Annotated in this window: 22 protein-coding genes; 17 read left to right on the forward strand and 5 right to left on the reverse strand. The window is 72.5% G+C overall.

Translation table 11 applies throughout. The features are described 5' to 3' along the window. Positions 1 to 107 precede the first annotated feature (107 nt). Together AB0G11_RS01850 and AB0G11_RS01855 are read left to right on the forward strand one after the other, a co-directional pair. Positions 108 to 1358: an FAD-dependent oxidoreductase gene (locus tag AB0G11_RS01850; RefSeq protein ID WP_219508498.1), complete on the forward strand. Its 1251-nt coding sequence runs from the start codon at positions 108 to 110 to the stop codon at positions 1356 to 1358. A 70-nt stretch (positions 1359 to 1428) separates the two neighbouring features. Then, positions 1429 to 2121, forward strand: coding sequence for a sulfotransferase family protein (locus tag AB0G11_RS01855; protein WP_357583296.1), 693 nt, complete (start codon positions 1429 to 1431; stop codon positions 2119 to 2121). Here AB0G11_RS01855 and AB0G11_RS01860 read toward each other — a convergent pair. Next, entirely contained in the window at positions 2118 to 3167 is a 1050-nt protein-coding gene (locus AB0G11_RS01860; RefSeq protein WP_357583298.1) for an aldo/keto reductase, read from the reverse strand. The genes AB0G11_RS01855 and AB0G11_RS01860 overlap by 4 nt on opposite strands. A 72-nt stretch (positions 3168 to 3239) precedes the next feature. Here AB0G11_RS01860 and AB0G11_RS01865 point away from each other — a divergent pair, with 72 nt between their 5' ends. Then, positions 3240 to 3635 (forward strand): MerR family transcriptional regulator, encoded by a 396-nt coding sequence (locus tag AB0G11_RS01865; protein ID WP_219508501.1) that lies wholly within the window; start codon positions 3240 to 3242, stop codon positions 3633 to 3635. Here AB0G11_RS01865 and AB0G11_RS01870 read toward each other — a convergent pair whose 3' ends face one another. Beyond that, complete coding sequence (locus AB0G11_RS01870; RefSeq protein WP_357583300.1) at positions 3636 to 4895, reverse strand: C39 family peptidase; 1260 nt, start codon at positions 4893 to 4895, stop codon at positions 3636 to 3638. It lies immediately after the preceding gene. Positions 4896 to 4976: 81 nt separating this feature from the next. Further along, positions 4977 to 6311 carry a protein kinase gene (locus AB0G11_RS01875; protein ID WP_357583302.1) on the reverse strand — a complete coding sequence of 445 codons (1335 nt, stop codon included), beginning with the start codon at positions 6309 to 6311 and terminating at the stop codon, positions 4977 to 4979. Between the two features lie 88 nt (positions 6312 to 6399). Here AB0G11_RS01875 and AB0G11_RS01880 point away from each other — a divergent pair, with 88 nt between their 5' ends. After that, the gene (locus tag AB0G11_RS01880; protein WP_219508504.1) at positions 6400 to 6873 is read left to right on the forward strand and encodes a PPOX class F420-dependent oxidoreductase; all 474 of its coding nucleotides are present in this window, start codon (positions 6400 to 6402) and stop codon (positions 6871 to 6873) included. On the opposite strand, the gene AB0G11_RS01885 is transcribed toward AB0G11_RS01880, so the two are convergent. Further along, positions 6854 to 7207: a DUF488 family protein gene (locus AB0G11_RS01885; RefSeq protein WP_219508505.1), complete on the reverse strand. Its 354-nt coding sequence runs from the start codon at positions 7205 to 7207 to the stop codon at positions 6854 to 6856. The genes AB0G11_RS01880 and AB0G11_RS01885 overlap by 20 nt on opposite strands. 120 nt (positions 7208 to 7327) lie before the next feature. Between AB0G11_RS01885 and AB0G11_RS01890 the strand changes: the two genes are divergently transcribed. The 3 genes from AB0G11_RS01890 (at position 7328) to AB0G11_RS01900 (ending at position 12337) form a co-directional block, all read left to right on the forward strand. Further along, entirely contained in the window at positions 7328 to 7522 is a 195-nt protein-coding gene (locus tag AB0G11_RS01890) for a CsbD family protein (protein WP_219508506.1), read from the forward strand. Positions 7523 to 8166: 644 nt separating this feature from the next. Next, on the forward strand, positions 8167 to 9987 hold the full coding sequence (locus AB0G11_RS01895) for an ABC transporter transmembrane domain-containing protein (RefSeq protein WP_357583304.1): 1821 nt from the start codon (positions 8167 to 8169) through the stop codon (positions 9985 to 9987). A 631-nt stretch (positions 9988 to 10618) separates the two neighbouring features. Further along, positions 10619 to 12337: a serine/threonine-protein kinase gene (locus tag AB0G11_RS01900; protein WP_357583306.1), complete on the forward strand. Its 1719-nt coding sequence runs from the start codon at positions 10619 to 10621 to the stop codon at positions 12335 to 12337. Positions 12338 to 12496: 159 nt separating this feature from the next. Here the strand turns inward: AB0G11_RS01900 and AB0G11_RS01905 are convergent, their stop codons facing one another. Continuing rightward, complete coding sequence (locus tag AB0G11_RS01905) at positions 12497 to 12781, reverse strand: LysM domain-containing protein (protein WP_357583308.1); 285 nt, start codon at positions 12779 to 12781, stop codon at positions 12497 to 12499. 225 nt (positions 12782 to 13006) lie between these two features. Here AB0G11_RS01905 and AB0G11_RS01910 point away from each other — a divergent pair, with 225 nt between their 5' ends. From AB0G11_RS01910 to AB0G11_RS01955, 10 genes are all read left to right on the forward strand, one after another. Beyond that, positions 13007 to 14239: a pectate lyase gene (locus tag AB0G11_RS01910; protein ID WP_357583310.1), complete on the forward strand. Its 1233-nt coding sequence runs from the start codon at positions 13007 to 13009 to the stop codon at positions 14237 to 14239. Between the two features lie 98 nt (positions 14240 to 14337). Next, positions 14338 to 15924, forward strand: a complete 1587-nt coding sequence (locus AB0G11_RS01915; RefSeq protein WP_357583312.1) for a lanthionine synthetase LanC family protein — start codon at positions 14338 to 14340, stop codon at positions 15922 to 15924. 246 nt (positions 15925 to 16170) lie between these two features. Next, positions 16171 to 16677 carry a flavin reductase family protein gene (locus AB0G11_RS01920; protein WP_357583314.1) on the forward strand — a complete coding sequence of 169 codons (507 nt, stop codon included), beginning with the start codon at positions 16171 to 16173 and terminating at the stop codon, positions 16675 to 16677. A 10-nt stretch (positions 16678 to 16687) separates the two neighbouring features. Beyond that, entirely contained in the window at positions 16688 to 17548 is an 861-nt protein-coding gene (locus AB0G11_RS01925) for a glutathione S-transferase C-terminal domain-containing protein (RefSeq protein WP_357583316.1), read from the forward strand. After that, positions 17545 to 18870: an NtaA/DmoA family FMN-dependent monooxygenase gene (locus AB0G11_RS01930; RefSeq protein ID WP_357583317.1), complete on the forward strand. Its 1326-nt coding sequence runs from the start codon at positions 17545 to 17547 to the stop codon at positions 18868 to 18870. Before AB0G11_RS01925 ends, AB0G11_RS01930 begins: the two co-directional genes overlap by 4 nt. Continuing rightward, on the forward strand, positions 18867 to 20018 hold the full coding sequence (locus AB0G11_RS01935; RefSeq protein WP_357583319.1) for an LLM class flavin-dependent oxidoreductase: 1152 nt from the start codon (positions 18867 to 18869) through the stop codon (positions 20016 to 20018). The genes AB0G11_RS01930 and AB0G11_RS01935 overlap by 4 nt, the downstream gene beginning before the upstream one ends. Beyond that, entirely contained in the window at positions 20015 to 21049 is a 1035-nt protein-coding gene (locus AB0G11_RS01940) for an LLM class flavin-dependent oxidoreductase (protein WP_357583321.1), read from the forward strand. The genes AB0G11_RS01935 and AB0G11_RS01940 overlap by 4 nt, the downstream gene beginning before the upstream one ends. After that, entirely contained in the window at positions 21046 to 22140 is a 1095-nt protein-coding gene (locus AB0G11_RS01945; RefSeq protein WP_357583322.1) for an LLM class flavin-dependent oxidoreductase, read from the forward strand. The genes AB0G11_RS01940 and AB0G11_RS01945 overlap by 4 nt, the downstream gene beginning before the upstream one ends. Beyond that, on the forward strand, positions 22137 to 23738 hold the full coding sequence (locus AB0G11_RS01950) for an ABC transporter substrate-binding protein (RefSeq protein ID WP_357583324.1): 1602 nt from the start codon (positions 22137 to 22139) through the stop codon (positions 23736 to 23738). Before AB0G11_RS01945 ends, AB0G11_RS01950 begins: the two co-directional genes overlap by 4 nt. After that, positions 23735 to 24640, forward strand: coding sequence for an ABC transporter permease (locus AB0G11_RS01955; protein WP_357583326.1), 906 nt, complete (start codon positions 23735 to 23737; stop codon positions 24638 to 24640). Before AB0G11_RS01950 ends, AB0G11_RS01955 begins: the two co-directional genes overlap by 4 nt.

The raw sequence follows: 24640 nt of genomic DNA on the forward strand, positions 1-24640 counted from the left end.
CCTGGCCGGACAAACGACGGCCCCCCGGTTGTCGCACGCAGATGAACCGTTCTCGCGTCCTACGGGCGATCCTGCAGGTGTAACGCGACAGAGCGGAGAGGGTGGCAATGCGTATCGACGGCGGGCCGCGAACGGCAGTGGTGATCGGCGCCGGTGTGGTGGGCCTGTCCACCGCCTGGTTCCTGCAGGAGCGCGGCGTCGAGGTGACCGTGGTCGACCGTGACGGGGTCGCGGCCGGTTCCTCCTGGGGCAACGCGGGCTGGCTGTCGCCCGGCCTGGCCATCCCGCTCAACGAGCCCGGCGTGCTCCGCTACGGCCTGCGCTCCCTGCTCGACCGGGACGCGCCGCTGCACGTGCCGACGACGCCCGACGTGGGGCTGTGGGCGTTCCTGACCCGGTTCGCGCTGCACTGCAACTGGAAGGACTGGGGCCGAGCCGTCCGGGCCAACCTCCCGTTCAACGAGGAGTGCCTGGAGGCGTTCGACGTCCTCACCGCCAGCGGCGTCGAGGCCCCCACCGTCGAGGCGCCGATCATGGCCGCCTTCCGCACCCCGAAGCAGGCCGTCTCGCTGCTGCACGAGCTGCGCCGCATCAACGACTCCGGGCTGGAGATCCGCTACGCCGCCTTCGAGGGCGCCGAGCTGCGCAAGCAGGCTCCGCAGCTCTCCGTGCAGGCCGAGGCGGGCATCCGGCTCGACGGGCAGCGTTACGTCGACCCGGGCGCGTTCACCCACGCGCTGGCCGACGCCGTCACCGCGCGCGGCGGCGTCATCCGGGACGGCTTCACCGTGACCGGCGTGGACCAGGAGGGCGGCAAGCAGGTCGTGCGCGCCGCCAACGGCGACAGCGTCAAGGCCGACGCCGTCGTGCTCGCCACCGGCGCCTGGCTGAACCGGCTCGCCAAGGAGTGGGGCGTGCGGACCCAGGTACGCGCCGGGCGCGGCTACTCCTTCACCGTGCCGACGGACGAGCCGGTGCGCGGCCCGATCTACCTGCCCGCCGTGCGCGTCGCCTGCACCCCGTACCAGGGCAAGCTGCGCGTCGCGGGCACGATGGAGTTCCGCGACCCGGACGCCCCGCTCTTCCAGCGCCGCGTGGACGCGATCATCGCCTCCGCCAAGCCGCTGCTGACCGGCGTGCACTGGGAGGAGCGCACCGACACGTGGGTGGGCCCGCGTCCCGTCACCCCCGACGGCATGCCGCTGATCGGCGCCACCCGGGTGCCCGGCATCTACGTCGCGGGCGGCCACGGCATGTGGGGCCTGACCCACGGCCCGGCCACCGGCCGCATGCTCGCCGAGCAGATCACCACGGGCAAGCAGCCCGAGGCGCTGCGGGCGTTTGACCCGACTCGCTGACTTCCTGTCACATTGCGGGCCTCTTGCGTCTCTAATGGGAGTAGGCATTCCCGAGAGCGAGAGGCCCAACATGTTAGAGGTGATCGGCGCGGGGTTCCCGCGCACCGGGACGAGCTCGATGAAGGCCGCGCTGGAGCGGCTGGGGTTCGGGCCCTGCTTCCACATGTTCGACGTCATGACCAAGCCGGGCATCGCCGAGCGCTGGGCGCCGCTGGCCGGCGGCGGCGAGCCCGACTGGGCCCGGGTGTTCGACGGCTACCGCTCCTCCCAGGACTGGCCGGCCTCCCACTTCTACCGTTCCCAGGCCGAGGCGTTCCCCGACGCCAAGGTCGTCCTGACCGTACGCGACCCGCACGCCTGGTACGTGAGCATGGGCACGCTCATGGCCGAGGGCCCCGGCCGCGAGCTGCCGCCCGACCTGCCCGAGGCCGCCGCGGCGGTGTTCGGCAGGATGGACCTGATCACTCCGCTCCTCACCGAGATCGGGCGGGACGTGTTCGGCCTTGACGACTGGACCTTCACCGACGGCATGCCGGAGGAGAAGGTCGCGTTGGCCGCCTTCGAGCGGCACGTGGACAAGGCCCGGGCGAGCCTGCCGGCGGACCGGCTGCTGGTGTTCGACGTGCGCGAGGGCTGGGAGCCGCTGTGCCGCTTCCTCCGCCGTGACGTCCCCGACGAGCCGTTCCCGCACCTCAACGACGCCAAGGCGATGGCCGCCACGCTCGACAGGCTGGTGCGGGAGGGCGTCATCGAGCCGCGCTAGGCGGCCGGCCGGTCGCCGAGCGGGCGGCGGCGCAGAGCCGGGTCCGTGAGCGACGGAGGGCGCCACGCCCCGTCCGGCTGGTACAGGTTCACGCCGGGCGGGACGATCTCGTCGATGCGGTCCAGCGCCGCGTCGTCGAGGACGAGCGAGGCGCCCTTCAGGCTCGCTTCGAGCTGGGCCGGCGTGCGCGGCCCGATGATCACGGATGTGACGGCGGGATGCGCCAGCGGGAACGCCGTGGCCAGCTCCGGCAGCGTGCAGCCGAGGTCGTCGGCCAGCTCGATCAGCCGCTCGACGGCGTCCAGCTTGACCTGGTTCTCCGGGATCGCCGGGTCGAACCGGGCCGGGGTGATGCGGGCCCGGCCGCTGGACAGGTCGATCGGCCCGCCCTTGCGGATCCGGCCCGTCAGGAACCCCGACGCCAGCGGGCTCCACGTCAGCACGCCCATTCCGTACCTCTGGCACGTCGGCAGCACCGACGCCTCCACGCCGCGCGCCAGCAGCGAGTACGGCGGCTGCTCGGTGCGGAAGCGCGGCAGCCCGCGCCGCTCGGCCACGTGGTGCGACTCGGCGATCTGCTCCGCCGGGAACGTCGAGCAGCCGAACGCCCGGATCTTCCCCTCCCGCACCAGGTCGCCGAGCACGCCCAGCGTCTCCTCGACGTCGGTCGTGTGGTCCGGCCGGTGCACCTGGTACAGGTCTATCCAGTCGGTGCGCAGCCGCCGCAGGCTGTCCTCGACCGCCATGACGATCCACCGCCGCGAGTTGCCGCCCCGGTTGCGCCCCTCGCCCATCGGGAAGTGCACCTTCGTGGCCAGGACCACCTCGTCGCGCCGCCCGGCCAGCGCCTTGCCGACGATCTCCTCCGACTCGCCCGCCGAGTACATGTCGGCCGTGTCGACGAAGTTGACGCCCGCGTCGAGCGCCGTGTGGATGATCCTGGCGCACTCGTCGTGGTCCCGGTTGGCCACGAAGCCGAACATCATCGTCCCCAGGCAGTGCGTGCTCACCTCGATGCCGGTGCCGCCGAGAGCGCGGTAACGCATGGTCCCTCCAAGAGTCCGGTACGTGGTCCGCACGCTAGGAGTTAGAGTCGGCTCTAGGTCAAACTGGACACCATGCTGACCATCTCGCAGGTCGCCGAGCGCACCGGCCTGAGCGTGCACGCCCTGCGCTTCTACGAGCAAGAGGGCATCCTGGCCCACCCCGTCGAGCGTGACGCCGGAGGCCGCCGCGTCTACACCGAGGACCACGTCGACTGGCTCGGCATGTGCGTGCTCCTGCGCGCCTCCGGCATGCCGCTGCCCGACATCCGCCGCTACACCGAGCTGGTCCGCCAGGGCCCCGGCACCGAGGACGAGCGCCTGGAGCTGATGCGCGCCCACCAGGAGCGGGTGAGCGGCCAGATCGAGGAGCTCACCCGCTGCCTGGACCTCATCACGTTCAAGGTCGGCGTGTACGAGGACCGCGTCGCCGACTCGCCCGGCCGGGCGTGCGGCGTCTCACGGCTGTGATCACCAGTTGGCCGGCAGCCCCGGCGTCGTGGCGGGCAGCGCGCGGCCCGGCGGGTGGATGACGTACACCACGCCGCCGCTGCTGGAGCTGCGCAGCCACACGTTCTCGAAGTCGGCCCGCGGGTAGACCCGGCGCACCGCGTCGTTGCTGGGCGAGGCCGGGTCGTTGGCGATCACGTCGCCGTTCTCGGTGAAGCCGACGACCACCATGATGTGCCCGTCCGTCCCGTACCCGGCGCCGGGCAGCTCGCCCTTCTTGAACGACTGCGAGGTGATCACCGGGATGCCCGCGCCGACCAGCTTCTCCAGCTCCGTCAGCGTCCGCAGCCGCGTCACGAACCCGTCCACGCCGTAGCGGCCCGCGTAGGCGACGTTGAACGGCCAGTTGCCCGCGCCCTGGTAGGCGTGGTCGTAGGTGTAGCGCGCCGCGTGGTCGACCTCCGGGTTCGGGTCCGACGGGTCCACCCAGGCGGTGTCCTGCGCGCTCGGCCACCGGCCCCAGTAGCCCAGCACCATCGTGGTCGAGGACGGGCTGCACCACGCCTGGCCGCCGCCGTCCCACTCCGGGTAGTGGCCCGAGTGGATGCTCTGCGAGCGGCGCGGCACGTCCAGCTCCGTGCCCCACGCGCCGCCGCCGGGGCTCACCGGGACCCTCTTGCGCTCCGGGACGTGCGAGGCCATCGCGCCCAGCGTGCGCACCCGTGGCGTCACCGCCGAGCCCGGCGTCCGGTAGAGGGTGACGCGGAGCTGGTAGGCGTCGATCAGCCGGCCGTCGGCGGCCACCAGTGTGTCGACGGCCACGTTCGCGTCGGCGTCGCCCTGGCCGGGCACCGACGTGCGGCGGATGTCGCCCTCGCCGTAGGCCCAGCGGCCCAGCACGTACCACTTCGTCAGCCCGGCGGCGTGCCGGGCGCGTGCCTCGACCTGCATCCAGCTCCCGGCCGGGATGTCGGCCGTCCAGGAGGCGATCAGCTCGGTCGCGCCGAAGCCCGTCTGCCGTTCGGGCCCGGTCCAGCGGGCGTACTCCCAGGTCCGGGTGCCGAGGGCGTCGGTGTAGGAGGCGGTGCCCGCGACGCTCGCGAACGACAGCCCGTCGCCGGCGGTGGTGCCCTCCGCGGTGCCGCCGGCGAAGTCGGCCCGCTGGTAGACGACGTCGGCCTGGCCCGCCGCGGGCTTCGCCGCGGCGACGGCCTGGCCCGTGGGCGCGGTGAGCGCCGTGGCCAGCACGACGGTGGAGAGGAACGCGGTCAACGTACGCATGTACCCACCTTCACGGACGGCGTTCGAACCGGCAGACAGTAAGCACGGCGGGTATGGGAACGCATCGGCAAATGTACGTAACTAGCGCTTGGGGCCCTTGCCGTGGTCGGCCTTCTTCCTGGCCTGACCGGGGGGCTGGTCGGGCCGTTGCCGGTCGGACGAGTTCGCGGCCCGGCGGGGGCGCGCATGGGACGTCTCGCCGGCCTGGGTCGTCGTGTCCGGCTGCGTGGTCCTGCTCTGGGGCGTCGCTTCCGACGGGGTGGCCGGTTCCGATGGGGTCGCTTCCGACGGGGTCGGTTCCGAAGTGGTCGCTTCCGACGGGGTCGCTTCCGACCGGGTCGTCTGCGGGCGCGTTGTCTCCGGCGCCGGCTCGGCCGTGGCGGTGACCGTCGCGGTCGCCGTGGCCGTGGCTGTGGCGGTCGCGGTGGTGGTGGGGTGCGGGGCGGGCACGGGCGGGCCCGCCACGGGGGTGGCGCTCCACGACGTGGCGGCCACGACGATCCCGGCCAGCGCCAGCAGCCCCGCCGTCTCCCGCCGCCGCCCACCGGCGCACCAGCGCCGCCCGCGGCCGGTCCGCTGTGCGGCGGCCCCGCCCGTCGGCCGGTCGGGCGGCGCGGGCTCGGACTTGCCCAGCAGGGCGGTCAGCTGCGCGTGCGCCTCGGCGGCGCCGGTGCGGCGTTCGGGATCCTTCTCCAGCAGCCCGCCGATCAGCGGCGCCAGCTCACCGGCCCGCTCGAACGGGTCCGGGCGGGTGCTCACGACCGCGCTCAGCGTGGCCAGCTCGCTGCTGTGCCGGTACGGCGCCCGGCCCTCCACCGCCGCGTACAGCGTCGCCCCCAGCGACCACAGGTCGCTCAGCGCCGTGGACGGCCCGCCGCCGGCCCGCTCGGGCGCGATGTAGGCGGGCGTGCCCACGACCACGCCGGGCCGGCCCGACGGCTCGCCGTCCAGCGTCGTCGCCAGCCCGAAGTCCGTCAGGATGGCGTGCCCCTCGGAGGTGAGCAGGATGTTGCCCGGCTTCACGTCCCGGTGCAGCACCCCCGAGGCGTGGGCGTAGCGGAGCGCGGCCAGCACCTCCAGCCCGATGCGCGTCACGGTCGGCACGGCCAGCGGGCCCCGGTCGGCGATCATCCGGGCCAGGCTGCTCGACGGCACGTACTGCATGACGATCCACGGCCGCTCGCCGGCCAGCACCACGTCGTGGACGGCGGCGATGTTCGGGTGCGTCAGCTTGGCGGCGATGCGCGCCTCCCGCATCGTGTCGGCCGCCCGCTGCCCGGCGGCGGTCACCTCCTTGATCGCGACCTCACGGTCGAGGAGCTCGTCGCGGGCCCGCCACACGGCGCCCATGCCGCCCTCTCCCAGCTTCGAGAGCAACCGGTAGCGCCCGCCCAGTAACCACCCTTCCAAGGACATGTCACTGGCTTACCCGATCAACGGACATCACGCAACGCATTCGTACGAGTACTGGAAGGTCGTACGAAGCTGTGGAAAGGTAGGTGAAATGGCTCCAAGGATCGCGACGGCCAGCCGGGTGGAGCTGCCCGAGCTGCTCGACTTCCTCCGTCCCCGGCACCACGGCCTGCTGTCGACCACCCGCGCCGACGGCCGCCCGCAGCTCTCGCCCGTCACCTGCGGGGTCGACGGTGACGGCCGGATCGTGATCTCCACCTATCCGGACCGCGCCAAGGCCGTCAACGCGCGCCGCGACGACCGCGTGTCGATCTGCGTGCTGTCGGACGACTGGGACGGCCCGTACGTGCAGGTCGACGGCCGGGCCGAGGTGCTCGACATGCCGGAGGCGCTGGAGGGCCTGGTCGAGTACTTCAGGTGCATCTCCGGCGAGCATCCCGACTGGGACGAGTACCGCGAGGCCATGCGCCGCCAGGACAAGTCACTGATCCGCGTGCGCATCGAGCGCTGGGGCCCGATCGCGACCGGCGGCTTCCCGGCGCGGCTCAGCCCGCCCGCTCCCTGAGGTAGTCCCGCAGGACGACCGCCTGGTTGTGCTCGGTGTCCTTGGCGCCGTAGAGCAGCGTCACCCGGCCCTTCGCGGCGGCGTCGAGCAGCGGCCGGACGGCGTCGTCGCGCCCGGCCAGCTCCTCGCGGTAGCGCTCGGCGAACTCGGCGAACCGCTCGGGCCGGTGCCCGAACCACTTGCGCAGCTCGGTCGAGGGCGCCGCGTCCCGCGCCCAGCCGTCGAGCCGGAGGTCGTCCTTGCGCACCCCGCGCGGCCACATCCGGTCCACCAGGAACACCGCGCCCTCGGCCGGCTCGTGGTCGTAGACGCGCTGGATCTCGATCGGTCCCATGCTCTGGATGATGCCCCTGAGCCCGGGGACCGTACGTGTCCGCCATGCCGTGGGGAGGTTTTCCGGCACCGGGCTCGGATAGGAGGCAGGCCCGGATCAAGCGACAGACAGGGGGCCGACATGGGCGCCGACGACAAGATTTCGAACAAGGCCGAAGAGCTGAAGGGCAGGGCCAAGGAGGGCGTGGGCCGGGCGACCGACGACGAACGCCTCGAGGCCGAGGGCCGCGCCGACCGCAGCAAGGGCAAGGTCAAGCAGGCGGGCGAGAAGGCGAAGGACGCCGCCCGCAACGTCAAGGACGCCTTCAAGCACTGAGGCACAGCACCGCCTCAAGCGCTGGGGCACTGCTTCAAGCACTGAGGCGCGCGATGCACCTGGGGCCGGGGAGGGCCCGCCGTACCAAGGCGAAACACCTCCCCGGCCCCTTCCGTGTGCTTGACGTTCTTGACGGGTCCGCGGGCCGGGTTCCACGGTGACGCTCAGGCGCTCCACAAGGTCGCGCCGGCAGGCCGGACCGTTTCCCCGCAAAGGCTGGATTCACCGCATTTTCCTTCCGCGCATTTGATCACCTAGCCCATTTCCGCCCATTTACCGCAACAAAAAGGAACGGGTGGGACCGGTCAAGTCTTCTTTGGCCGAAGTGATTGGGGTGATTTACGGGTATATCAGGACTAGTGTCCCTTTAGGGCACTAGAAACAGGGGGAGGAGAAATGACTCTCATTCAGAGTGGTTACCGGTCCCACTGCTACCGTCGCCGCTGCTGTCGGCGCCGCCGTTACTACGGTGGCTGCCGTCGTAGGCGGTGGTGGTGGTAAGAGAACGCCGTGAGAGTCGGCGGGCCGACCGCCGTCTCTCATTCTCTTTTCCTAGGCGGGGAGACCGTCCGGCGCTCGCGCCGGCGGTCTCCCTCCGCCGCACCTTCCGTGAATTCTGGCCCAATACCCGCGGCCTGCGCTGGTTGCTCGCCGCGGGCGTCGTTTTCGCCGCGGTCGCCGCGCTCTGCGAAGTCGCGGCGATCGGCCTGTTCGGCCGGATCACCGATGAAGTGCTCACCACCCGCGACCTCGGCGCGTTCTGGGGGCCTGCGCTCACCTGGCTCGGCCTCGCCGCCGTCGCCGGCGTCGCCTCGCTCACCGGCACGTACGCCACCGCCGTCGGCGCCGAACGTTTCCTGCTGAGCCTGCGCGACCGGGTGTTCACCCACATCCAGACGCTCTCGCCCGACTACGGGGAGAACCGCCGCCTCGGCGACCTCATGGCCAGGCTCACGGACGACATCGAGGCCATCGAAGAGCTGATGGGATCGGGCCTGGTCAAGCTGTTCACCACGGCCGCCAGCGTTGTCTTCTTCGCCGGCGCCGCCTTCTACGTCCGCTGGGACCTGGCCCTGATCACGATGGCGCTGGTCCCCGCCTTCCTCGTGGTGTCGAAGATGTTCGCCTCCCGCTTCAGGGTGGCCTCGGCGCGCGAGCGCTCCAGTAACGGCGAGATGAACAGCGTCATCGAGGAGGGGCTGGCCAACCAGGCGCTCGTCCAGTCCTACAACCGCCAGTCCGCCGAGTCGGCCCGGCTGCACGCGACCGGCCGAGGCTGGCTGCGCGCCAACCTGTCGCAGGCGTGGCTCGCCGGCCTGTACGGTCCCGCCGTCCAGGTGCTGGAGACCGTCTGCCTCATCGTCATCCTGGGCGTCGGCGCGTGGGAGATCGCCGCCGGACGGCTCACGCTGGGCGGCCTGCTGGCCTTCGCCGCGTACCTGGCCATGCTCTACCCGGCCGTGCAGAGCCTCGGCGAGATCGCGCTCACCGTGTCGGAGGCGGCGGCCGGCTCCGACCGCGTCATGGAGGTGCTCAGGACCAGGCCCACCGTCGAGGACGCCCCCGGCGCCCGGCCGCTCCCCGGCCGCGCCGCCGGCCGCGTCGGCTTCGAGCACGTCGGCTTCCGCTATCCCGGCCGCAGACGGCCCACCCTCCAGAACCTGTCGTTCACCGCCGAACCAGGCGAGCTTGTCGTGCTCACCGGACCCAGCGGCGCGGGCAAGTCGACGCTGGCCAAGCTGCTGCTGCGGTTCTACGACCCCGACACCGGCCGCGTGCTGCTCGACGGCCACGACATCCGCGAGCTCACCAGGGCGTCTCTGCGCGACAACATCACGATCCTGCACCAGGAGACGCTGCTGTTCTCGGGGACCGTACGCGACAACATCGCCTACGGCCGGCCGGACGCCACCCACGACGAGGTCATCCGCGCCGCCGAGCTCGCCGGGGTGCACGACTTCGTCAGGACCCTGCCCCGGGGGTACGACTCCCCGGTCGGGCAGCGGGGCAGGCTGCTGTCCGGGGGGCAGCGGCAGCGCGTGGCCATCGCCAGGGCGATCCTGCGCGACGCCCCCGTGCTCGTCCTCGACGAGCCGATGACCGGCCTCGACCAGGCCACGGCCACGCGCATCATGGAGCCGCTGCGGCGGCTCATGGCCGGACGGACCACCATCCTCATCACCCACGACCTGCGTCACCTGCCACAGGACGCACGCGTGATCGAGCTGGAGCCGGCCGGCCGGGAGAGCCGGATCCGCCTGAAGCGGCTCGGGGCTCAGCGGGAGAGCCCGAGGCTGTTGAGCAGCCCGGTGACGCCGATGTTGTCCAGCAGCGAGGACGAAGCTGACGGTGCCGACGGCGTCGACGGTGCCGCCGGTGCCGAGGACGAGCGCGGCGCGGTCGTCGTCGCCGACGAGGTCGGACGGTTCCACGGGCCCGTCCACGGGCCGATCCACGGGCCGTAGGGCTGCTGCCACTGCGGCCGGTAGGAGTGCGGCCAGTTCGAACGGTAGGAGTCGGCCCAGTGCGGGTGGTAGGCGCCGTACCGGCGGTTGTACTCCTCGCACCACGGCGCCGTGATCAGGCCCCGGACGTGCCCGTTCACGTTGACCGTGCCGACCGGGCCGTTGCGCCTGGCGGTGGCGTCCGCGTTCGAGTTCGAGTCGAAGACCTGGCCCATCAGCGCGTGGACGTAGCCGTTGATCTCGGCCCACTCCTCGGCGGTCGGCTGCCTGTCGTAGCTGATCCGTACGCCGTCACGGCCGTACTCGTCGTCGGTCAGGTACTGGACCAGCTCGTCGTCGCCGATCACGTCGCGCAGCGGCGAGTGCGGCAGGTACGTGGCGTTCGCGCACCACTCCCTGAGCCGGTCGTCGTAGTCGTCGGCCGCGGCCGGCGCGGCCATCAGCGTGACGCCGGTGGCCGTCGCTGCGAGTGCGGTGATGACGTGCTTGTACATGGGTGCCCCCTGCGGGTGGTGATCTGATCATCCGCAGTGGTCAGTACCCATAGTGAGCTTTCAACTACTCCATGGTTGGATCTGGCCGTCTTTACCCGGACTGCCGTCGTCCGAGCGGAACGCGTACTCTGCTGCCCATGCGTGAACGGGTCATCGACGGCCGCTTCGAGCTGCGCGAACGGCTCGGCGGCGGCGGCATGGGTCTGGTGTGGCGGGCCTGGGACACCGCCCTGCACCGCGACGTCGCGCTCAAGGAAGTGCGGCCGCCCGACCCGGCCATGGACGAGCACGACCCGGCCCTGGCCCGCGAGCTGCGCGCCCGCGTGCTGCGCGAGGCCCGCGCCCTGGCTCGGCTCAACCACCCGCACGTCGCCACCATCCACCACATCGTCGACGAGGGCACGGACACGTACCCGTGGCTCGTCATGGAGCTCGTCACCGGCGGCTCGCTCCAGGACCGGCTCGCCCACGGCCCGATGCCCCCCGCGGAGGTCGCGCGGCTCGGCCGCGAGGTGCTGTCGGCGCTGCGCGCCGCCCACGCCGTCGGCATCCAGCACCGCGACGTCAAGCCCGCCAACGTCCTGCTCCGCTCCGACGGGCGCTCCGTCCTGACGGACTTCGGCATCGCCGCCGTACGCGAGGCGCCCAGCCTGACGGCCACCGGGTCGTTCATCGGCTCACCCGAATACATGGCGCCCGAGCGCATCAACGGGCACGAGGGCGACCCGGCCTCCGACCTGTGGTCGCTCGGCATGATGCTGTACGTGGCGGTCGAGGGGCGGCATCCGTTGCGCCGCGCCACCACGCTGGCGACGCTCGCGGCGGTGCTCAACCAGGAGGTGCCGCCGCCGGAACGGGCCGGGGCGCTCGGGCCCGCCCTGATGGCGCTGCTCAACCGCGACCCGTCGGCCCGCCCCGGCCCCGAGACCCTCGACCACCTCCTGACCGTCGCCACCGACGCCCCCTCGGCCCACGGGGGCGGGCCGTTCGGCGGCGCCCCGCCGGTCGAGGCGCCGACCCGCCCCCCGGGCGGGCTCTACGGCCACCAGCCCGCGGGCAGCTCGCCGACGCATCCGCCCGGGCCCTTCGGGGGCTCGCCGTACCCGCCTCCCCGGGGAGCGGTGACGCATCCCCCCGGCCGGCCCTACGGCGGCCCGCCGGCCCCCGCGCCCTACGGGATGCCGACCCAGGGACGGACCGCGGGGAAGCGGAAGACCGGCAGGATCGTCGGCGCGATCTCGGCCGCCGCCGTCGTGGCCGTCGCCGCCGTCGTCTGGACGCAGCTCCCCTCCTCGACCGGCAGCCCCCAGCAGCGGCCCGAAGACGCCGCCACCCTCGCCGCCCCCGCCCGCACCCCCACCGAGGACCCTACGCCGGAGGCGGAGACCACCACCCCCACTCCCCGCGCCGTCAACCTGCACACCGAGACGGGCATGCGTGACCTGATCAAGGCCATGAAGCCCGTCATCGGCGGCACCAAGGTCTACGGCCTCACCGTCTACCCCACCTACGCCTCCGCCGAGGCCCCCGCGAAGGCCCGCAAGGGCGCCTACGACCGCTACTTCTACCGCGACGGCGTCGTCACCAAGCAGGAGGGCTTCGGCCACACCACGAAGTCCCCCGCCGTGGACCTGGAATCGTTCGACTGGAGCGTCCTGCCCGCCCTGTTCCGCAAGGCGCCGAAGGCCCTGAACGTCCCCAAACCCACCTCCCGCTACCTCATCGTCGACACCGACTTCCCGTTCACCGGCGCCACCCGGCAGGTCCTGCTCGTCTACCTGAGCGACGAGTACGACGGCGGCTACCTGGTCGCCGACCGCAAGGGCAAGATCCTCAAGACGAACCCCGCAGGATAACCCCGCCCGACGGCTACGGGCTTGAGGGAAGTAACGCCATTTCTCTTTCCTCAAGCCCATGCCAAGCGAGTCTCATTCCCGAACAGTTAGCCTCCGACTGGTCGAGCGGCCACCGCGCGGGCCCACTGACGCGACGTAATCCGGCGCTACAGGGAAGGGCTACCAGTCGCAGTTCGCTTCCGGCACTCTCAGACGCTGTCCTACGTGAAGATTGTTGAGGTCGACGCCCGGGTTCAGGGCGGCGAGCGTAGAGTAGGAGATCCCGAGTTTGCCGGCGATCCCTCTCGCCGTATCTCCGCGCTTGACGAAGTAATAGCAGGCCAGAACCGTTGCCTCGGCCCCTTCCTGCGTGACGCTCGTGGCCGCCGCAGGTGTCGCCATGACAGCAGGAGTGGAGAGCAGGGCCGCCACGGTGGAAATGGCAAGCGCTGTCTTCCAGGTCATCTTGACTCCCTCGGATTGGAAAGATCTTGATGGCTTGTTGATTCTAGGAGGCGCCCATAACTGCAACAAGGGTTGATTTTCTGGTGGCACGCGGCTGGGAGAGCGGACGAGCGTGAAACTTTCATGAGAAGTCGCTGGTTGTCGCCGAGGGAAGGGCTCATTCGTTGACGGCCTGCCGGGGGCGTGGGATCAATCAGGGAAAGCGCTTACCCGAAGGGAGCGGACATGTTACGTCAACTCTTGCGCCGCCTGTCCGTGGCCGCCACCGCCGTGGTGACGGCACTGACGGGCGCCCTGGCCGTGTTGCCACCGCCGGCCCAGGCCGCCACCGTCGACACCGGCGCCTGGTACGTCCTGGTGAACCGGCACAGCGGCAAGGCCCTGGACCTGTACAACTTCGCCGCCGCCGACGGCGCCCCGATCGTGCAGTGGGCGCGCAACGACGGCAACCAGCAGCAGTGGCGGTTCGTCAGCTCCGGCGACGGCTACTACCGGCTCAAGTCCCGGCACAGCGGCAAGGTGCTCGACGTCTACGAGTGGAACGCCGAAGGCGGCGCGCAGATCGTCCAGTGGGCCGATCTGAACGGCTGGAACCAGCAGTTCCGCCTGGCCGACTCCGACGGCGGGCACGTACGCCTGATCAACCGCCACAGCGGCAAGGCCCTGGAGGCCTGGGAGTGGGCCACGAGCGACGGCGCCCGCGTCTCCCAGTGGGACGACCTGAACGGCGCCAACCAGCAGTGGCGGCTCGTCAAGCTCGGCTCCGGCGACAGCGGCGGCGGCGACGGCAGCGGCGCGTGGCCGTCCGACACCGGCAGCGTCCACCAGACGGAGACGCGCGAGGTCGGCACGTTCTTCGACGGCGGCATGAAGCGCTACTACGGCATCGGCGACGGCGGGCAGGGCGAGAGCCAGGACCCGATGTTCGTGGTGGCGAACGGCGGCACCATCCAGAACGTGATCATCGACGCCCCGGCCGGCGACGGCATCCACTGCGAGGGCTCGTGCACGATCCGCAACGTGTGGTGGAACGACGTGGGCGAGGACGCCGCCACGTTCAAGAGCTCCAGCTCCTCGGCGCGCTACCTGGTCGAGGGCGGCGGCGCGAAGTCGGGCTCCGACAAGGTGTTCCAGCACAACGGCGCGGGCACGGTGACGATCCGCGACTTCCAGGTGCACAGCTCGGGCAAGCTCTATCGGGCGTGCGGCAACTGCTCCAGCTCCTACCAGCGGCACGTGGTCATGGACGGCGTCACCGCCCGGTCCACGAAGGTGCTGGCCGGGATCAACACCAACTGGGGTGACACGGCCAGGTTCAGCCGGATCACGGTGTACGGGAGCGCGACGATCTGCGAGAAGTACCGGGGCGTTCCGAAGGGGAGCGAGCCCGAGAAGATCGGCTCCGGTGCGGACGGGGTCAACTGCCTCTACTCCTCCTCCGACATCACCTACAGATAGCTCCCGGTACGCGCCGGGAGAGGCGTCCTTTCCCGGCGCGTTGCGTTAGCGGTAACACGTAGCGGAATTCCCTACTGTCTCTGTGGGATACTGAGCGCATGGGCTCGGACACGACCCGCGCGCGCACACCCCTCGACGCCGCCGTCGAGGCGGCACGGTGGATCCGGTCGGCCGCCGTCGACGACGGCCGGGGGCGGCGGCACTGGGCGGCCAACCCCGACCCGGGCGGCCGGGCGGCCGTCCCCGCCGAGCCCGCGTCCCTCTACGCGGGGGCGGCGGGCATCGTGCTCTTCTTCCTCGAGCTGGCCGACGCCACCGGTGACGAGACGTACCTAGAGGACGCCCGCGCCGGGGCCCGCTACCTGGCGGCCGGGTGGCGTGACCAGCCGGATCTGACCCTCTACCACGGGCTGGCGGGCACGGTGGTGGCGCTCGCCGAGGCCGGCTGGGCGCTGGACGACGGCGGGTTCGAGGAGGAGGCCGCGGCCGCCGCAGCCCGCATCGCCGCCGCCGCCCGCCCGCTGCCCGGTGGGCCCGGCTGGACCGGCGACCCGGCGCAGCGGGGTGACGGCGGCATCGTGCTCGCCCTGCTCCGCGCGGCCACCGCGCTCGGCGTGCGCGCCTGCGAGGACGTGGCGCTGGAGGCGGGCGCCCGCATCGCCGGCCTCGCCGTCCCCGGCCACCGCTTCGGCGCCCCACCCTCTCCGCCCCCACCCCCTCCGCCCCCTCCACCTTCGCCCGCTCGCCCGCCGCACAATGAGCCGCCCCGCTCGCCGCAGTCCGCTGAAGGGACGCCGCCAGGGCGCCCCGGCGAGGCCCCCACGCCCCACGACGCCCACACTCCCGACGAGCCCTTGAGGCGCGCCGACCCCGGTGAACCGCCGGCCTCCTCCGGGCGCGCCGACCCCCGTGAGGCGCCCCCGCCCGCGGTGAGGCCCGTTGACGATCGGGCGGGGGAGTCCGAGGGCGGGGATCGGGCGGCGTTGCCGGCGGACGCGGTGGCGCCCGGGTTCCTGGCGGGGACGGCGGGGACGGCGTTCTTGCTGGCCAGGCTGTACGGGGCCACCGGGGACATGCGGTTCCTGGAGGCGGCGCGGCGGGGGGCCGGGTTCGTGCGGGAGGTGAGCGTGGTGGCGGGGCGGTGCGCGGTGGTGCCGCATCACGTGCCGCAGGCGAGGGAGCTGCACTATCTGGGGTTCTGTTCGGGCTCGGCGGGGGTGGCCCGGATGTTCCACGAGCTTCACCGGGTGGGCGGCGATCCGGGGGATCTCGACTGGGTCGAGCGGCTGGCGCACGGCGTGGTCGAGAGCGAGGTGCCGCAGCGGCGTACGCCGGGGTTCTGGAACGCGGCATGCCAGTGCTGCGGCGCGGCCGGGCTGCTTGAGCTGTTCGTGGGGCTGTGGGCGGCTTCGGGGCGGCAGGCGTACCTGGATCACGCGCAGGCGCTCGCCGAGCATCTGATCGGGACCGCCGACGGGTCGGGTGGCCGGGGGCTGCGCTGGTATCAGGCGTACCGGCGGCTGCGGCCGGGCGAGCTGACGGCCGACACGGGCTACATGGTGGGCGCGGCGGGCATCGGCGCCGCCCTGCTGCACCTGGACGCGGCGCTGCGTCCGAGGGAGGGACGCCGGGTGATCCTGCTGCCCGACAACCCGTTCCCGCCCGCGCGTCTCCAATTCCTATAAAACGAGTAGGAAATGTTGACTTAACGGACGGCGCGACGTACGTTTCCGGTATGAGCCAGGGACTCAACCTGACCAGGCGCCCGCACGTGGACTTCGGTCACGTCGCCAGCGCGCAGTGTCGTTGATCACGACCCAGCCACGCCTTTCTCCCCGTGAGGACATTCTCGTGATCGATCTTGACCCCTTTCCCGGCGACATCCACTGGTACGACCTCCCCGACGACGAAGCGGACCCGGAGGAGGACCGATGACGGAAACGCTGCCCGGCCCCGTCGTCGACGCCGACCGCTTCCGCCAGGCCCTCGCCGTGCACGCCGCCGGCGTCGTGGTGATCACCGCGCAGAACGCGGGCGTCCCCGTCGGCCTGACCGCCACCTCCTTCTCCTCCGTCAGCCTCGAACCACCCCTCGTCTCCTTCTACGTGGACCGTTCCTCGACCACCTGGCCCGCCCTGCGCGCGGCCGGTCACTTCGCCGTCAACGTGCTGGCCGGTGACCAGGCCGACGTGGCGTCCCGGTTCGCCCGCAAGGGCGTCGACCGCTTCGCCGAGCCCACCCGATGGCGGCCCGGCCCGCTGGGCGCGCCGCTGCTGCTCGACGTGTCCGCCCATCTGGTGTGCCTGCCGTACGAGATCCGCGACGTGGGGGATCACGTGCTGGTCGTGGGCCTGGTGGCGGAGGCCGGGGTGCAGTCCGCCGCCCGCCCGCTGCTCTACCACCAGGGCCGGTTCGGCCGCTTCACCGCCCACCCCTGAGGAAGCCCCCGTGACCACTGACACCGTGCCCACCGCAGAAGCCACTGTGCCCACCGTCGTGCCCACCGCAGGAGCCACCGTGACCACGCAAGCGCCGGCCTTCGCGAGCCCCGCCGACCACGCCACCTACGGCCACTACGCCCGCACCCCCGCCTACCCCTTCCGCGGGCGAGTCACCGCCGACGGTTCGAGCGGCTTCCGCGCCGAACCCGGCCGCTACCACGTCTACGCCGCCTGGACCTGCCCGTACGCCCAGCGCGTCGCCATCGTTCGCAAGCTCAAGGGCCTGGAGGACGTCGTCACCCTGTCGTACGTGGACGACGAGCGCGACGGCCGGGGCTGGGCGTTCCGCGCCCACCGCGGCCCCGACCCGGTCAACGGGTTCACGCTGCTCGGGCAGGCGTACGAGGCGACGCGGCCCGGCTATGACGGCCACCTGTCGGTCCCGGTCCTGTGGGACCGCCTGACCGGCCGGATCGTGAGCAACCACTTCCCCGACATCACGATCGACCTGGGCACGCAGTTCGACGCCTGGGCCCGCGCCGGGGCCGACCTGTACCCGGTGCGCCTGCGTCCGCGCATCGACGAGCTGAACGCCTGGATCTACGCGGAGGTCAACACCGGCGCCTCCCGGGCCGCGCTGGAGCGGCTGGACGCGCTGCTGGGCGAGCACCGGTTCCTGACGGGCGACACGATCACCGAGGCCGACGTGCGGCTCTGGGTGTCGCTGGCCCGGCTGGAGGTGTTCGACCTGAGCGAGTTCGAGCACCTGTGGGGTTACGCCCGCGACCTGTACCGGCGTCCGGCGTTCGCGGAGACGATCGAGGGACTGCCCGACTCCTGGCACCAGCCGCACCGGCGGGACCGGTGAGCCGGCCGCGCCGCCGCGTGCACCTGGCCGCGCACTTCCCCGGCGTCAACAACACCACGGTCTGGTCCGATCCGCGTTCGGGCAGCCAGATCGACTTCTCCTCCTTCACCCATCTGGCGGCGACGGCCGAGCGCGGCCTGTTCGACTTCTTCTTCCTCGCGGAGGGGTTACGGCTGCGCGAGCTCAAGGGCCGCATCCATGACCTGGACGTGGTCGGCAGGCCCGAATCGCTGACCGTGCTCAGCGCGCTGGCGGCGGCCACGTCCCGGCTCGGGCTGGCGGCCACCGTCAACACCACCTTCAACGAGCCGTACGAGCTGGCCAGGCGGCTGGCCACGCTCGACCACCTGAGCGAGGGCCGGGCCGGGTGGAACGTGGTGACCACGTCCGACGCGTTCACCGGCGAGAACTTCCGCCGCGGCGGCTACCTCGACCACGCCGACCGTTACGCGCGGGCCGCGGAGTTCGTCCGGCTGGCGCGGGCGCTGTGGGACTCCTGGCAGCCGGACGCGTTCGTCGCCGACCGGGAGTCGGGGCGGTTCGTCCGGCCGGGCGGCATCGGCACGGTCATCCACCGGGGCGAGCACTTCGACGTGGCGGGCCGGTTCACGCTGCCGCGCAGCCCGCAGGGCCATCCGGTGATCATCCAGGCGGGCGATTCGGAGCAGGGCCGGGAGTTCGCCGCGGCCACGGCGGACGTGATCTTCAGCAGGCACGGCACGCTGGACGACGGTAAGGCGTTCTACGCCGACGTCAAGGGCCGCCTGGCCCGCCACGGCCGGGCGCCGCACGAGCTGAAGATCATGCCGGCGGCCACGTACGCGCTCGGCGACACCGAGGAGGACGCCGCCGAGAACGCGGCGGTGATCCGCAGCCGGCAGGTGGGCCCGCAGACCGCGATCGCGTTCCTGGAGCAGGTGTGGGGGCGCGACATGTCGGCCTACGACCCGGACGGGCCGCTGCCGGACGTGGAGCCGGACCTGACGGGGGAGGTGGCGCAGGGCCGGGTGCGGCTCGCCGACCGCGCCGCAGTGGCCGCGAAGTGGCGGGCGCTCGCCCAGGAGAAGGGGCTGACCATCCGCGAGCTGGTCATCGAGCTGACCGGCCGCCAGACGTTCGTCGGCACCCCGGCGAGCGTGGCCAGGCAGATCGACGAACACGTGCAGGCGGGCGCGGCGGACGGGTTCATCCTGGTGCCGCACCTGACGCCCGGGGGCCTGGACGACTTCGTCGACCGGGTGGTGCCGCTGCTTCAGGAGCGCGGCGTCTTCCGTACCGAGTACACCGGCGCCACGCTGCGCGAACACCTGGAGCTGTCATGACGTTGCACCTGGCCGTCGCCCTGGACGGCGCGGGCTGGCATCCGGCCGCGTGGCGGGAGCCCACCGCCAGGCCGGAGACGATCTTCTCGGCCCGTTACTGGGCGGCGCAGGTCGCCGAGGCCGAGCGCGGGCTGCTGGACTTCGTCACCATCGAGGACTCGCTGGGCCTGCAGTCGCTGCTGGCCGACGGGGACGACGACGAGACCGGGCAGGTGCGGGGCAGGTTCGACGCCGTCCTGCTGGCGGCCCGGATCGCGCCGCTGACCAGGTGGATCGGGCTCGTCCCCACGGCCACGACCACGCACACCGAGCCGTTCCACGTGGCCACCGGCATCGCCACGCTGGATCACGTCAGCGGCGGCCGAGCCGGGTGGCAGGCGCGGATCTCGGCGCGCGGCAGCGACGCGCGGCACTTCGGCCGCCGCGCGTTCCCGCCGCTCGACGGGCTGGACGCGGACTCGCCCCACGTCCGGGACCTGTTCGCCGAGGCCGCCGACGCGGTCGAGGTGGCGCGCCGGCTGTGGGACAGCTGGGAGGACGACGCGGAGATCCGCGACGTGCCGACCGGCCGGTTCGTCGACCGCGACAAACTCCACCACATCGACTTCACCGGGCGCTTCTTCACCGTGAAGGGCCCGTCGATCACGCCGCGCCCGCCGCAGGGCCAGCCCGTGGTCACCGCGCTGGCACACGCGCGGCTGCCGTACGAGTTCGCGGCGCGGGCGGCCGACGTCGTGTACGTGACGCCGCGCTCGACCGAGCAGGCGCGGGACGTCGTCCGGGAGATCAGGGGCCTGTCGGGCGAGGTCAAGGTGTTCGCCGATCTGCTCGTGTTCGTCGGCGACGACGCCGCCGCGCGCAGGGCCCGGCTGGACGAGCTGGCCGGGGCCGAGCTGACCTCCGACGCGGCGATCTTCACCGGCACCGCGGGGGAGCTGGCCGACCTGCTGCTCGACTGGCGGCGGGCCGGGATCGAGGGGTTCCGGCTGCGCCCGGGGGTGGTGCCGGACGACCTGAAGCAGATCACCCGGCGGCTGACGGCCGAGCTGCGCGCGCGGGGCGCGTTCCGGTCCGGGTACGAGGCGGGCACACTGCGCGGCCTGCTGGGGCTGGCCCGCCCGGCCAGCCGATACGCGGAGGCATCATGAAGTTTCTTGCTATCACGTTGATTGCGCACCACGACGACCGCTCACCCACCGAGCGCCTCCGCGAGGTCGTCGAGAACGCGGTGCTGGCGGAGCAACTGGGCTTCGACGGGTTCGGCGTGGGCGAGCGGCACGAGCGGCCGTTCCTGTCGTCGTCGCCGCCCGTGGTGCTGGCCAACATCGCGGCCAGGACGGCCACGATCCGCCTGTTCACCGCCGTGACCACGCTCAGCCTGCTCGACCCCGTCCGCGCGTACGAGGACTACGCCACGCTCGACCACCTGTCGGACGGCAGGCTGGAGCTGATCATCGGCAAGGGCAACGGGACCGCGCAGGCGCAGCTCTTCCACGTCACCCCCGAGGACCAGTGGGAGCGCAACCGGGAGGGCTACGAGCTGTTCCGCCGCCTGTGGCGGGAGGACAAGGTCACCTGGGAGGGCCGGTTCCGGCCGCCGCTCACCGACGCCGAGGTGCTGCCCCGGCCGCTCCAGCGGCCGATCAGGGTGTGGCACGGCAGCGCCACCAGCAAGGAGTCCGTGGAGCTGGCCGCCCGTTACGGCGACCCGCTGTTCTCGGCCAACGTCACCAACCCCATCGAGCCGTACGCCGAGCTGATCGATCACTACCGCGAGCGGTGGGCGCACCACGGGCACGACCCGGCGGACGCGCTCGTCGGCGCGGGCACCGCGGGCTTCTACACGGCCCGCACCTCGCAGGAGGCGATCGCCACCTACCGGCCGATCTACGACGCGAGGATCGCCCTGCTGGCGGAGCTCGGCGTCCGGCCGGTGTTCCCGACGCTGGAGGACGCCATCGAGCGCGGCTCCATCCTGGTCGGCAGCCCGCAGCAGATCGTGGACAAGGTGCTGCGCTATCACAAGCGGTTCGGCCACGAGGTGATGCACCTGCACGCCGACGCCGACGGCCTCACCCCCCGCCAGCACCGGGACGCGCTGGAGCTGTTCCAGGCGGAGATCGCGCCCGCGCTGCGCGAGGCGGTCCCCAGCCGGCCGTTCCCCGGAAGGACGTCATGACCCTCTCAATCCTCGACCTCGCCCCCATCACGTCCGGCCACAGCGCCGCCGACGCGCTGGGCAACACGCTCGACCTGGCCCGCCGGGCCGAGGAGTTCGGCTACCGCCGCTACTGGGTGGCCGAGCACCACCTGGCCCCCGGCGTGGCCAGCTCCGCGCCTTCCGTGCTCATCGCGCTGATCGCCGCCGCCACCCGGACCATCCGGGTGGGCTCGGGGGCGGTCCAGCTCGGGCACCGCACGCCGCTGTCGGTCGTCGAGGAGTTCGGCCTCGTCGACGCCCTCCACCCGGGCCGCCTCGACCTGGGCCTCGGCCGCTCGGGCAGACCCGCCCCGGGCCAGGCCCCGGCCCGGGCGCCCGAGCCCCCGCCGGGCCCCCGGACGGTCGACGGGCTGCTGATCCCCGCGCCGTTCGACTGGTCGCGGCTCGCCGGGCATCCCCGGCTCGTCTTCCACGAGTCGCTGCTGCGCCAGCCCGGAGCCGAGACGCCGGACTTCGCCGAGCAGGTCGACGACGTGCTCGCCTTCCTCGGCGGCACCCACCAGGCTCGCGCGGTGCCCGGGGAGGGGGCCGACGTGGCCGTGTGGATCCTCGGCAGCAGCGGCGGCCAGAGCGCCAGGGTCGCCGGTGAGCGCGGCCTGCCGTTCGCCGCGAACTACCACGTCAGCCCGGCCAGCGTGCTGGAGGCCGTCCAGGCGTACCGGGAGGCGTTCAAGCCGTCGGCCACGCTGGCGGAGCCGTACGTGATCGTCTCCGCCGACGCCGTCGTGGCCCCGACCACGGAGAAGGCCCGCGAGCTGGCGGCCCCGTACGGGCTGTGGGTGCGCGGCATCAGGACCGGGGCCGGCGCGCAGCCGTACGCGACGCCGCGGGAGGCCGCCGCGTACGAGTGGAGCGAGGCCGACCGTGACCTGGTCCGCGACCGTACCGACACGCAGTTCACCGGCACGCCGGGCGAGGTCGCGGAGCGGCTGCGGGTGCTGCGGCGGGTGACCGGGGCCGACGAGCTGCTGGTCACCACCATCACCCACGACCACGCCGACCGGGTGCGCTCCTACGAGCTGCTCGCCGACGCCTGGGAGCGGCAGTGAAGCGGCTGACGCCCCTGCTGCTCGCGCTGGCGCTGGCCGCCTGCGGCACACAGACGGCCCCGCAGGGCGAGCAGGCCGCCTCGCTGACGTGGGCGATCGAGACCCAGCCGATCACGCTCAACCCGCACCAGTGGTCGCAGAACAAGGCCAGGCTGCTGGTGTTCAACCAGTTCGACGCGCTCGTCTCGCGCGGGAAGGACGGCTCGTTCCAGCCGTGGCTGGCCAGGTCGTGGAAGGTGTCGGACGACGGCCTGACCTACACCTTCGAGCTGCGTGACGATGTGAAGTTCCACGACGGGACGGCGTTCGACGCGGCGGCCGTCAAGGCCAACCTGGACCAGTTCCGCGTGCCGGACTACAACCCGGCCGTGGCGTCCATCCAGCTCGGCGCGCTGGACGAGGTGGAGGCGGTGGCCTCGCACACGCTGAAGGTGAAGCTGAAGGAGCCGGACGGCCTCTTCCTGGACTTCCTCGCCTCGCCGTACGGCGGCCAGGTGTCGCCCAGGTCGCTGAAGACCGCCAAGGACCTGAAGTTCGGCGGCCCCGACCTGGTCGGGACCGGGCCGTTCATCCTGGAGCGGTACGTGCAGGGCCAGGAGATCCGCTACCGGCGCAACCCCGCCTACGCCTGGGCGCCTCCCGGAGCCGGGCACCAGGGGCCGGCGTACCTGTCGGAGGTCGTCTACCGGTTCCTGCCCGAGGCGGCGGTCCGGGTCGGCGCGCTCACCTCCGGCCAGGTGCAGGTCATCGAGGGGGTCCCGGCCACCGAGGTGAAGTTGATCAAGAGCGATCCCGGCCTGGCCCTCCAGACCGCGCTCAACTCCGGCACGTCGTTCTCCTACTACTTCAACGTCACCCACCCGCCCTTCGACGACCAGCGCGTCCGCGAGGCGTTCCGGGAGGCGGTGGACGTGGACGCCGTGCTCAAGGCCGTCTACCAGGGCACCGCCACGCGGGCGTGGAGCGTCGTCGGCGCGGCGAGCCCGTTCTACGACGCCTCGCTCGAACGCTCCTTCGGCGGCGACACGGCCAAGGCCAACGCGCTGCTCGACGCGGCGGGCTGGACGGAACGCGACGCCCAGGGCTACCGGGTCAAGGACGGGAAGCGGCTGAGCGTGCGCAGCGTGTCGTCGGCCCCGTTCGTCAGGGACCGCCGCGACGTCCTGGCGCAGGCGATCCAGGCCCAGGTCAAGCAGAGCGCCGGGATCGACTTCCAGGTGAAGATCGTCGACCAGGGCACCGCGCAGCAGGCGGTGGCGGACGGCGCGTACGAGATCTTCGAGAACTCGCGCGGCGACTCCGACGTGGGCGCGGCGCTCAACCTGATCCTGCCGCGTGACGGTGCGATCAACCGGTCCGGGTACGTCGATCCGCGCGTGGACGGCTGGCTCGACCGCGCGTCGGCCACGCTCGACCAGGCCGAGCGCAAGAAGCTCTACGCCCGGGTGCAGCGGGTCGTGGTGACGGACAAGGCCGTGGTGTTCCCGATCTACGTGCCCGCCGACCAGATCGCCTCCCGGGCGGGCGTGCGGGGGCTCGGGTTCGACCCCGGCTCGGGTACGCCGCGCAGCGCCTACGACGTGCGGATCGGCACATGATCAGGAGGCTGCTCGCCGGGGTCGCCGTGATGTGGGCGGCGGCCACGGCGGCCTATCTCGCGCTGCTGCTCGCGCCGGGAGACACCGTCGACATCCTGGTCGGCGACGGCCCCGACACGCCGGAGATCCGGGCCGGGATCATCGCCGAGTGGGGCCTGGACCGGCCGGAGGTCGTCCAGTACCTGGCGTACCTGGGCCGGCTGCTCCGAGGTGATCTGGGCCGTTCGTACCAGTCGCAGCGGGGCGTCGGCGAGATCCTGGCGGGCCAGGTGTGGCCGACCGCGCAGCTCACGCTCGCCGCCGCGGCGACGGGCGTGGCGCTGGCGGGCGTCATCGCGCTCGTCACCGCGGGCCGGGGCCGCTGGTCGCGGACCGCCGCCTCGGCCGCGGAGCTGGTGTCGGTGTCGGTGCCGCCGTTCCTCGTCGGGATCGTGCTGCTGTCGGTGTTCTCGTTCACGCTCGGCTGGTTCCCCGTGTCGGGCGCGGCCGGGCCGGAGGCGCTGGTGCTGCCGGCGCTGGCGCTCGGGCTGCCGATCGCGGGCGTGCTCGGCCAGGTGCTGCGCGACGGGCTGGAACGGGCGCTGGAGCAGCCGTTCGCGGTGACCGCGCGGGCTCGCGGGCTGACCGAGCGGGCGCTGGTCGCCCGGCACGCGCTCAGGCACGCGCTGCTCCCGGCGGTGACGCTGGCCGGCTGGTTCACCGGCACCCTGCTCGGCGGCGCGGTGATCACCGAGGTGCTGTTCGGCAGGCCGGGGCTCGGGCAGGTCGCCATGCAGGCCGTCACCGGCGGCGACCTGCCGGTGGTGATGGCCGTGGTGCTGCTGTCGGCGGTCGTGTACGTGACGATCAGCACGCTGCTCGACCTGGCCTACCGGGTCATCGATCCCAGGGTGCGGGCCTGA

Origin of the sequence: Nonomuraea sp. NPDC023979 (assembly GCF_040639085.1) — a bacterium.
Taxonomy (GTDB): domain Bacteria; phylum Actinomycetota; class Actinomycetes; order Streptosporangiales; family Streptosporangiaceae; genus Nonomuraea; species Nonomuraea ceibae.

Excerpts from the sequence above, each read along its gene's own strand:
- AB0G11_RS01850 (WP_219508498.1), top strand. The coding sequence starts at position 108 with ATGCGTATCGACGGCGGGCCGCGAACGGCAGTGGTGATCGGCGCCGGT.
- AB0G11_RS01855 (WP_357583296.1), top strand. The coding sequence starts at position 1,429 with ATGTTAGAGGTGATCGGCGCGGGGTTCCCGCGCACCGGGACGAGCTCG.
- AB0G11_RS01860 (WP_357583298.1), bottom strand. The coding sequence starts at position 3,167 with ATGCGTTACCGCGCTCTCGGCGGCACCGGCATCGAGGTGAGCACGCAC.
- AB0G11_RS01865 (WP_219508501.1), top strand. The coding sequence starts at position 3,240 with ATGCTGACCATCTCGCAGGTCGCCGAGCGCACCGGCCTGAGCGTGCAC.
- AB0G11_RS01870 (WP_357583300.1), bottom strand. The coding sequence starts at position 4,895 with ATGCGTACGTTGACCGCGTTCCTCTCCACCGTCGTGCTGGCCACGGCG.
- AB0G11_RS01875 (WP_357583302.1), bottom strand. The coding sequence starts at position 6,311 with ATGTCCTTGGAAGGGTGGTTACTGGGCGGGCGCTACCGGTTGCTCTCG.
- AB0G11_RS01880 (WP_219508504.1), top strand. The coding sequence starts at position 6,400 with ATGGCTCCAAGGATCGCGACGGCCAGCCGGGTGGAGCTGCCCGAGCTG.
- AB0G11_RS01885 (WP_219508505.1), bottom strand. The coding sequence starts at position 7,207 with ATGGGACCGATCGAGATCCAGCGCGTCTACGACCACGAGCCGGCCGAG.
- AB0G11_RS01890 (WP_219508506.1), top strand. The coding sequence starts at position 7,328 with ATGGGCGCCGACGACAAGATTTCGAACAAGGCCGAAGAGCTGAAGGGC.
- AB0G11_RS01900 (WP_357583306.1), top strand. The coding sequence starts at position 10,619 with ATGCGTGAACGGGTCATCGACGGCCGCTTCGAGCTGCGCGAACGGCTC.
- AB0G11_RS01905 (WP_357583308.1), bottom strand. The coding sequence starts at position 12,781 with ATGACCTGGAAGACAGCGCTTGCCATTTCCACCGTGGCGGCCCTGCTC.
- AB0G11_RS01910 (WP_357583310.1), top strand. The coding sequence starts at position 13,007 with ATGTTACGTCAACTCTTGCGCCGCCTGTCCGTGGCCGCCACCGCCGTG.
- AB0G11_RS01915 (WP_357583312.1), top strand. The coding sequence starts at position 14,338 with ATGGGCTCGGACACGACCCGCGCGCGCACACCCCTCGACGCCGCCGTC.
- AB0G11_RS01920 (WP_357583314.1), top strand. The coding sequence starts at position 16,171 with ATGACGGAAACGCTGCCCGGCCCCGTCGTCGACGCCGACCGCTTCCGC.
- AB0G11_RS01935 (WP_357583319.1), top strand. The coding sequence starts at position 18,867 with ATGACGTTGCACCTGGCCGTCGCCCTGGACGGCGCGGGCTGGCATCCG.
- AB0G11_RS01940 (WP_357583321.1), top strand. The coding sequence starts at position 20,015 with ATGAAGTTTCTTGCTATCACGTTGATTGCGCACCACGACGACCGCTCA.
- AB0G11_RS01945 (WP_357583322.1), top strand. The coding sequence starts at position 21,046 with ATGACCCTCTCAATCCTCGACCTCGCCCCCATCACGTCCGGCCACAGC.
- AB0G11_RS01955 (WP_357583326.1), top strand. The coding sequence starts at position 23,735 with ATGATCAGGAGGCTGCTCGCCGGGGTCGCCGTGATGTGGGCGGCGGCC.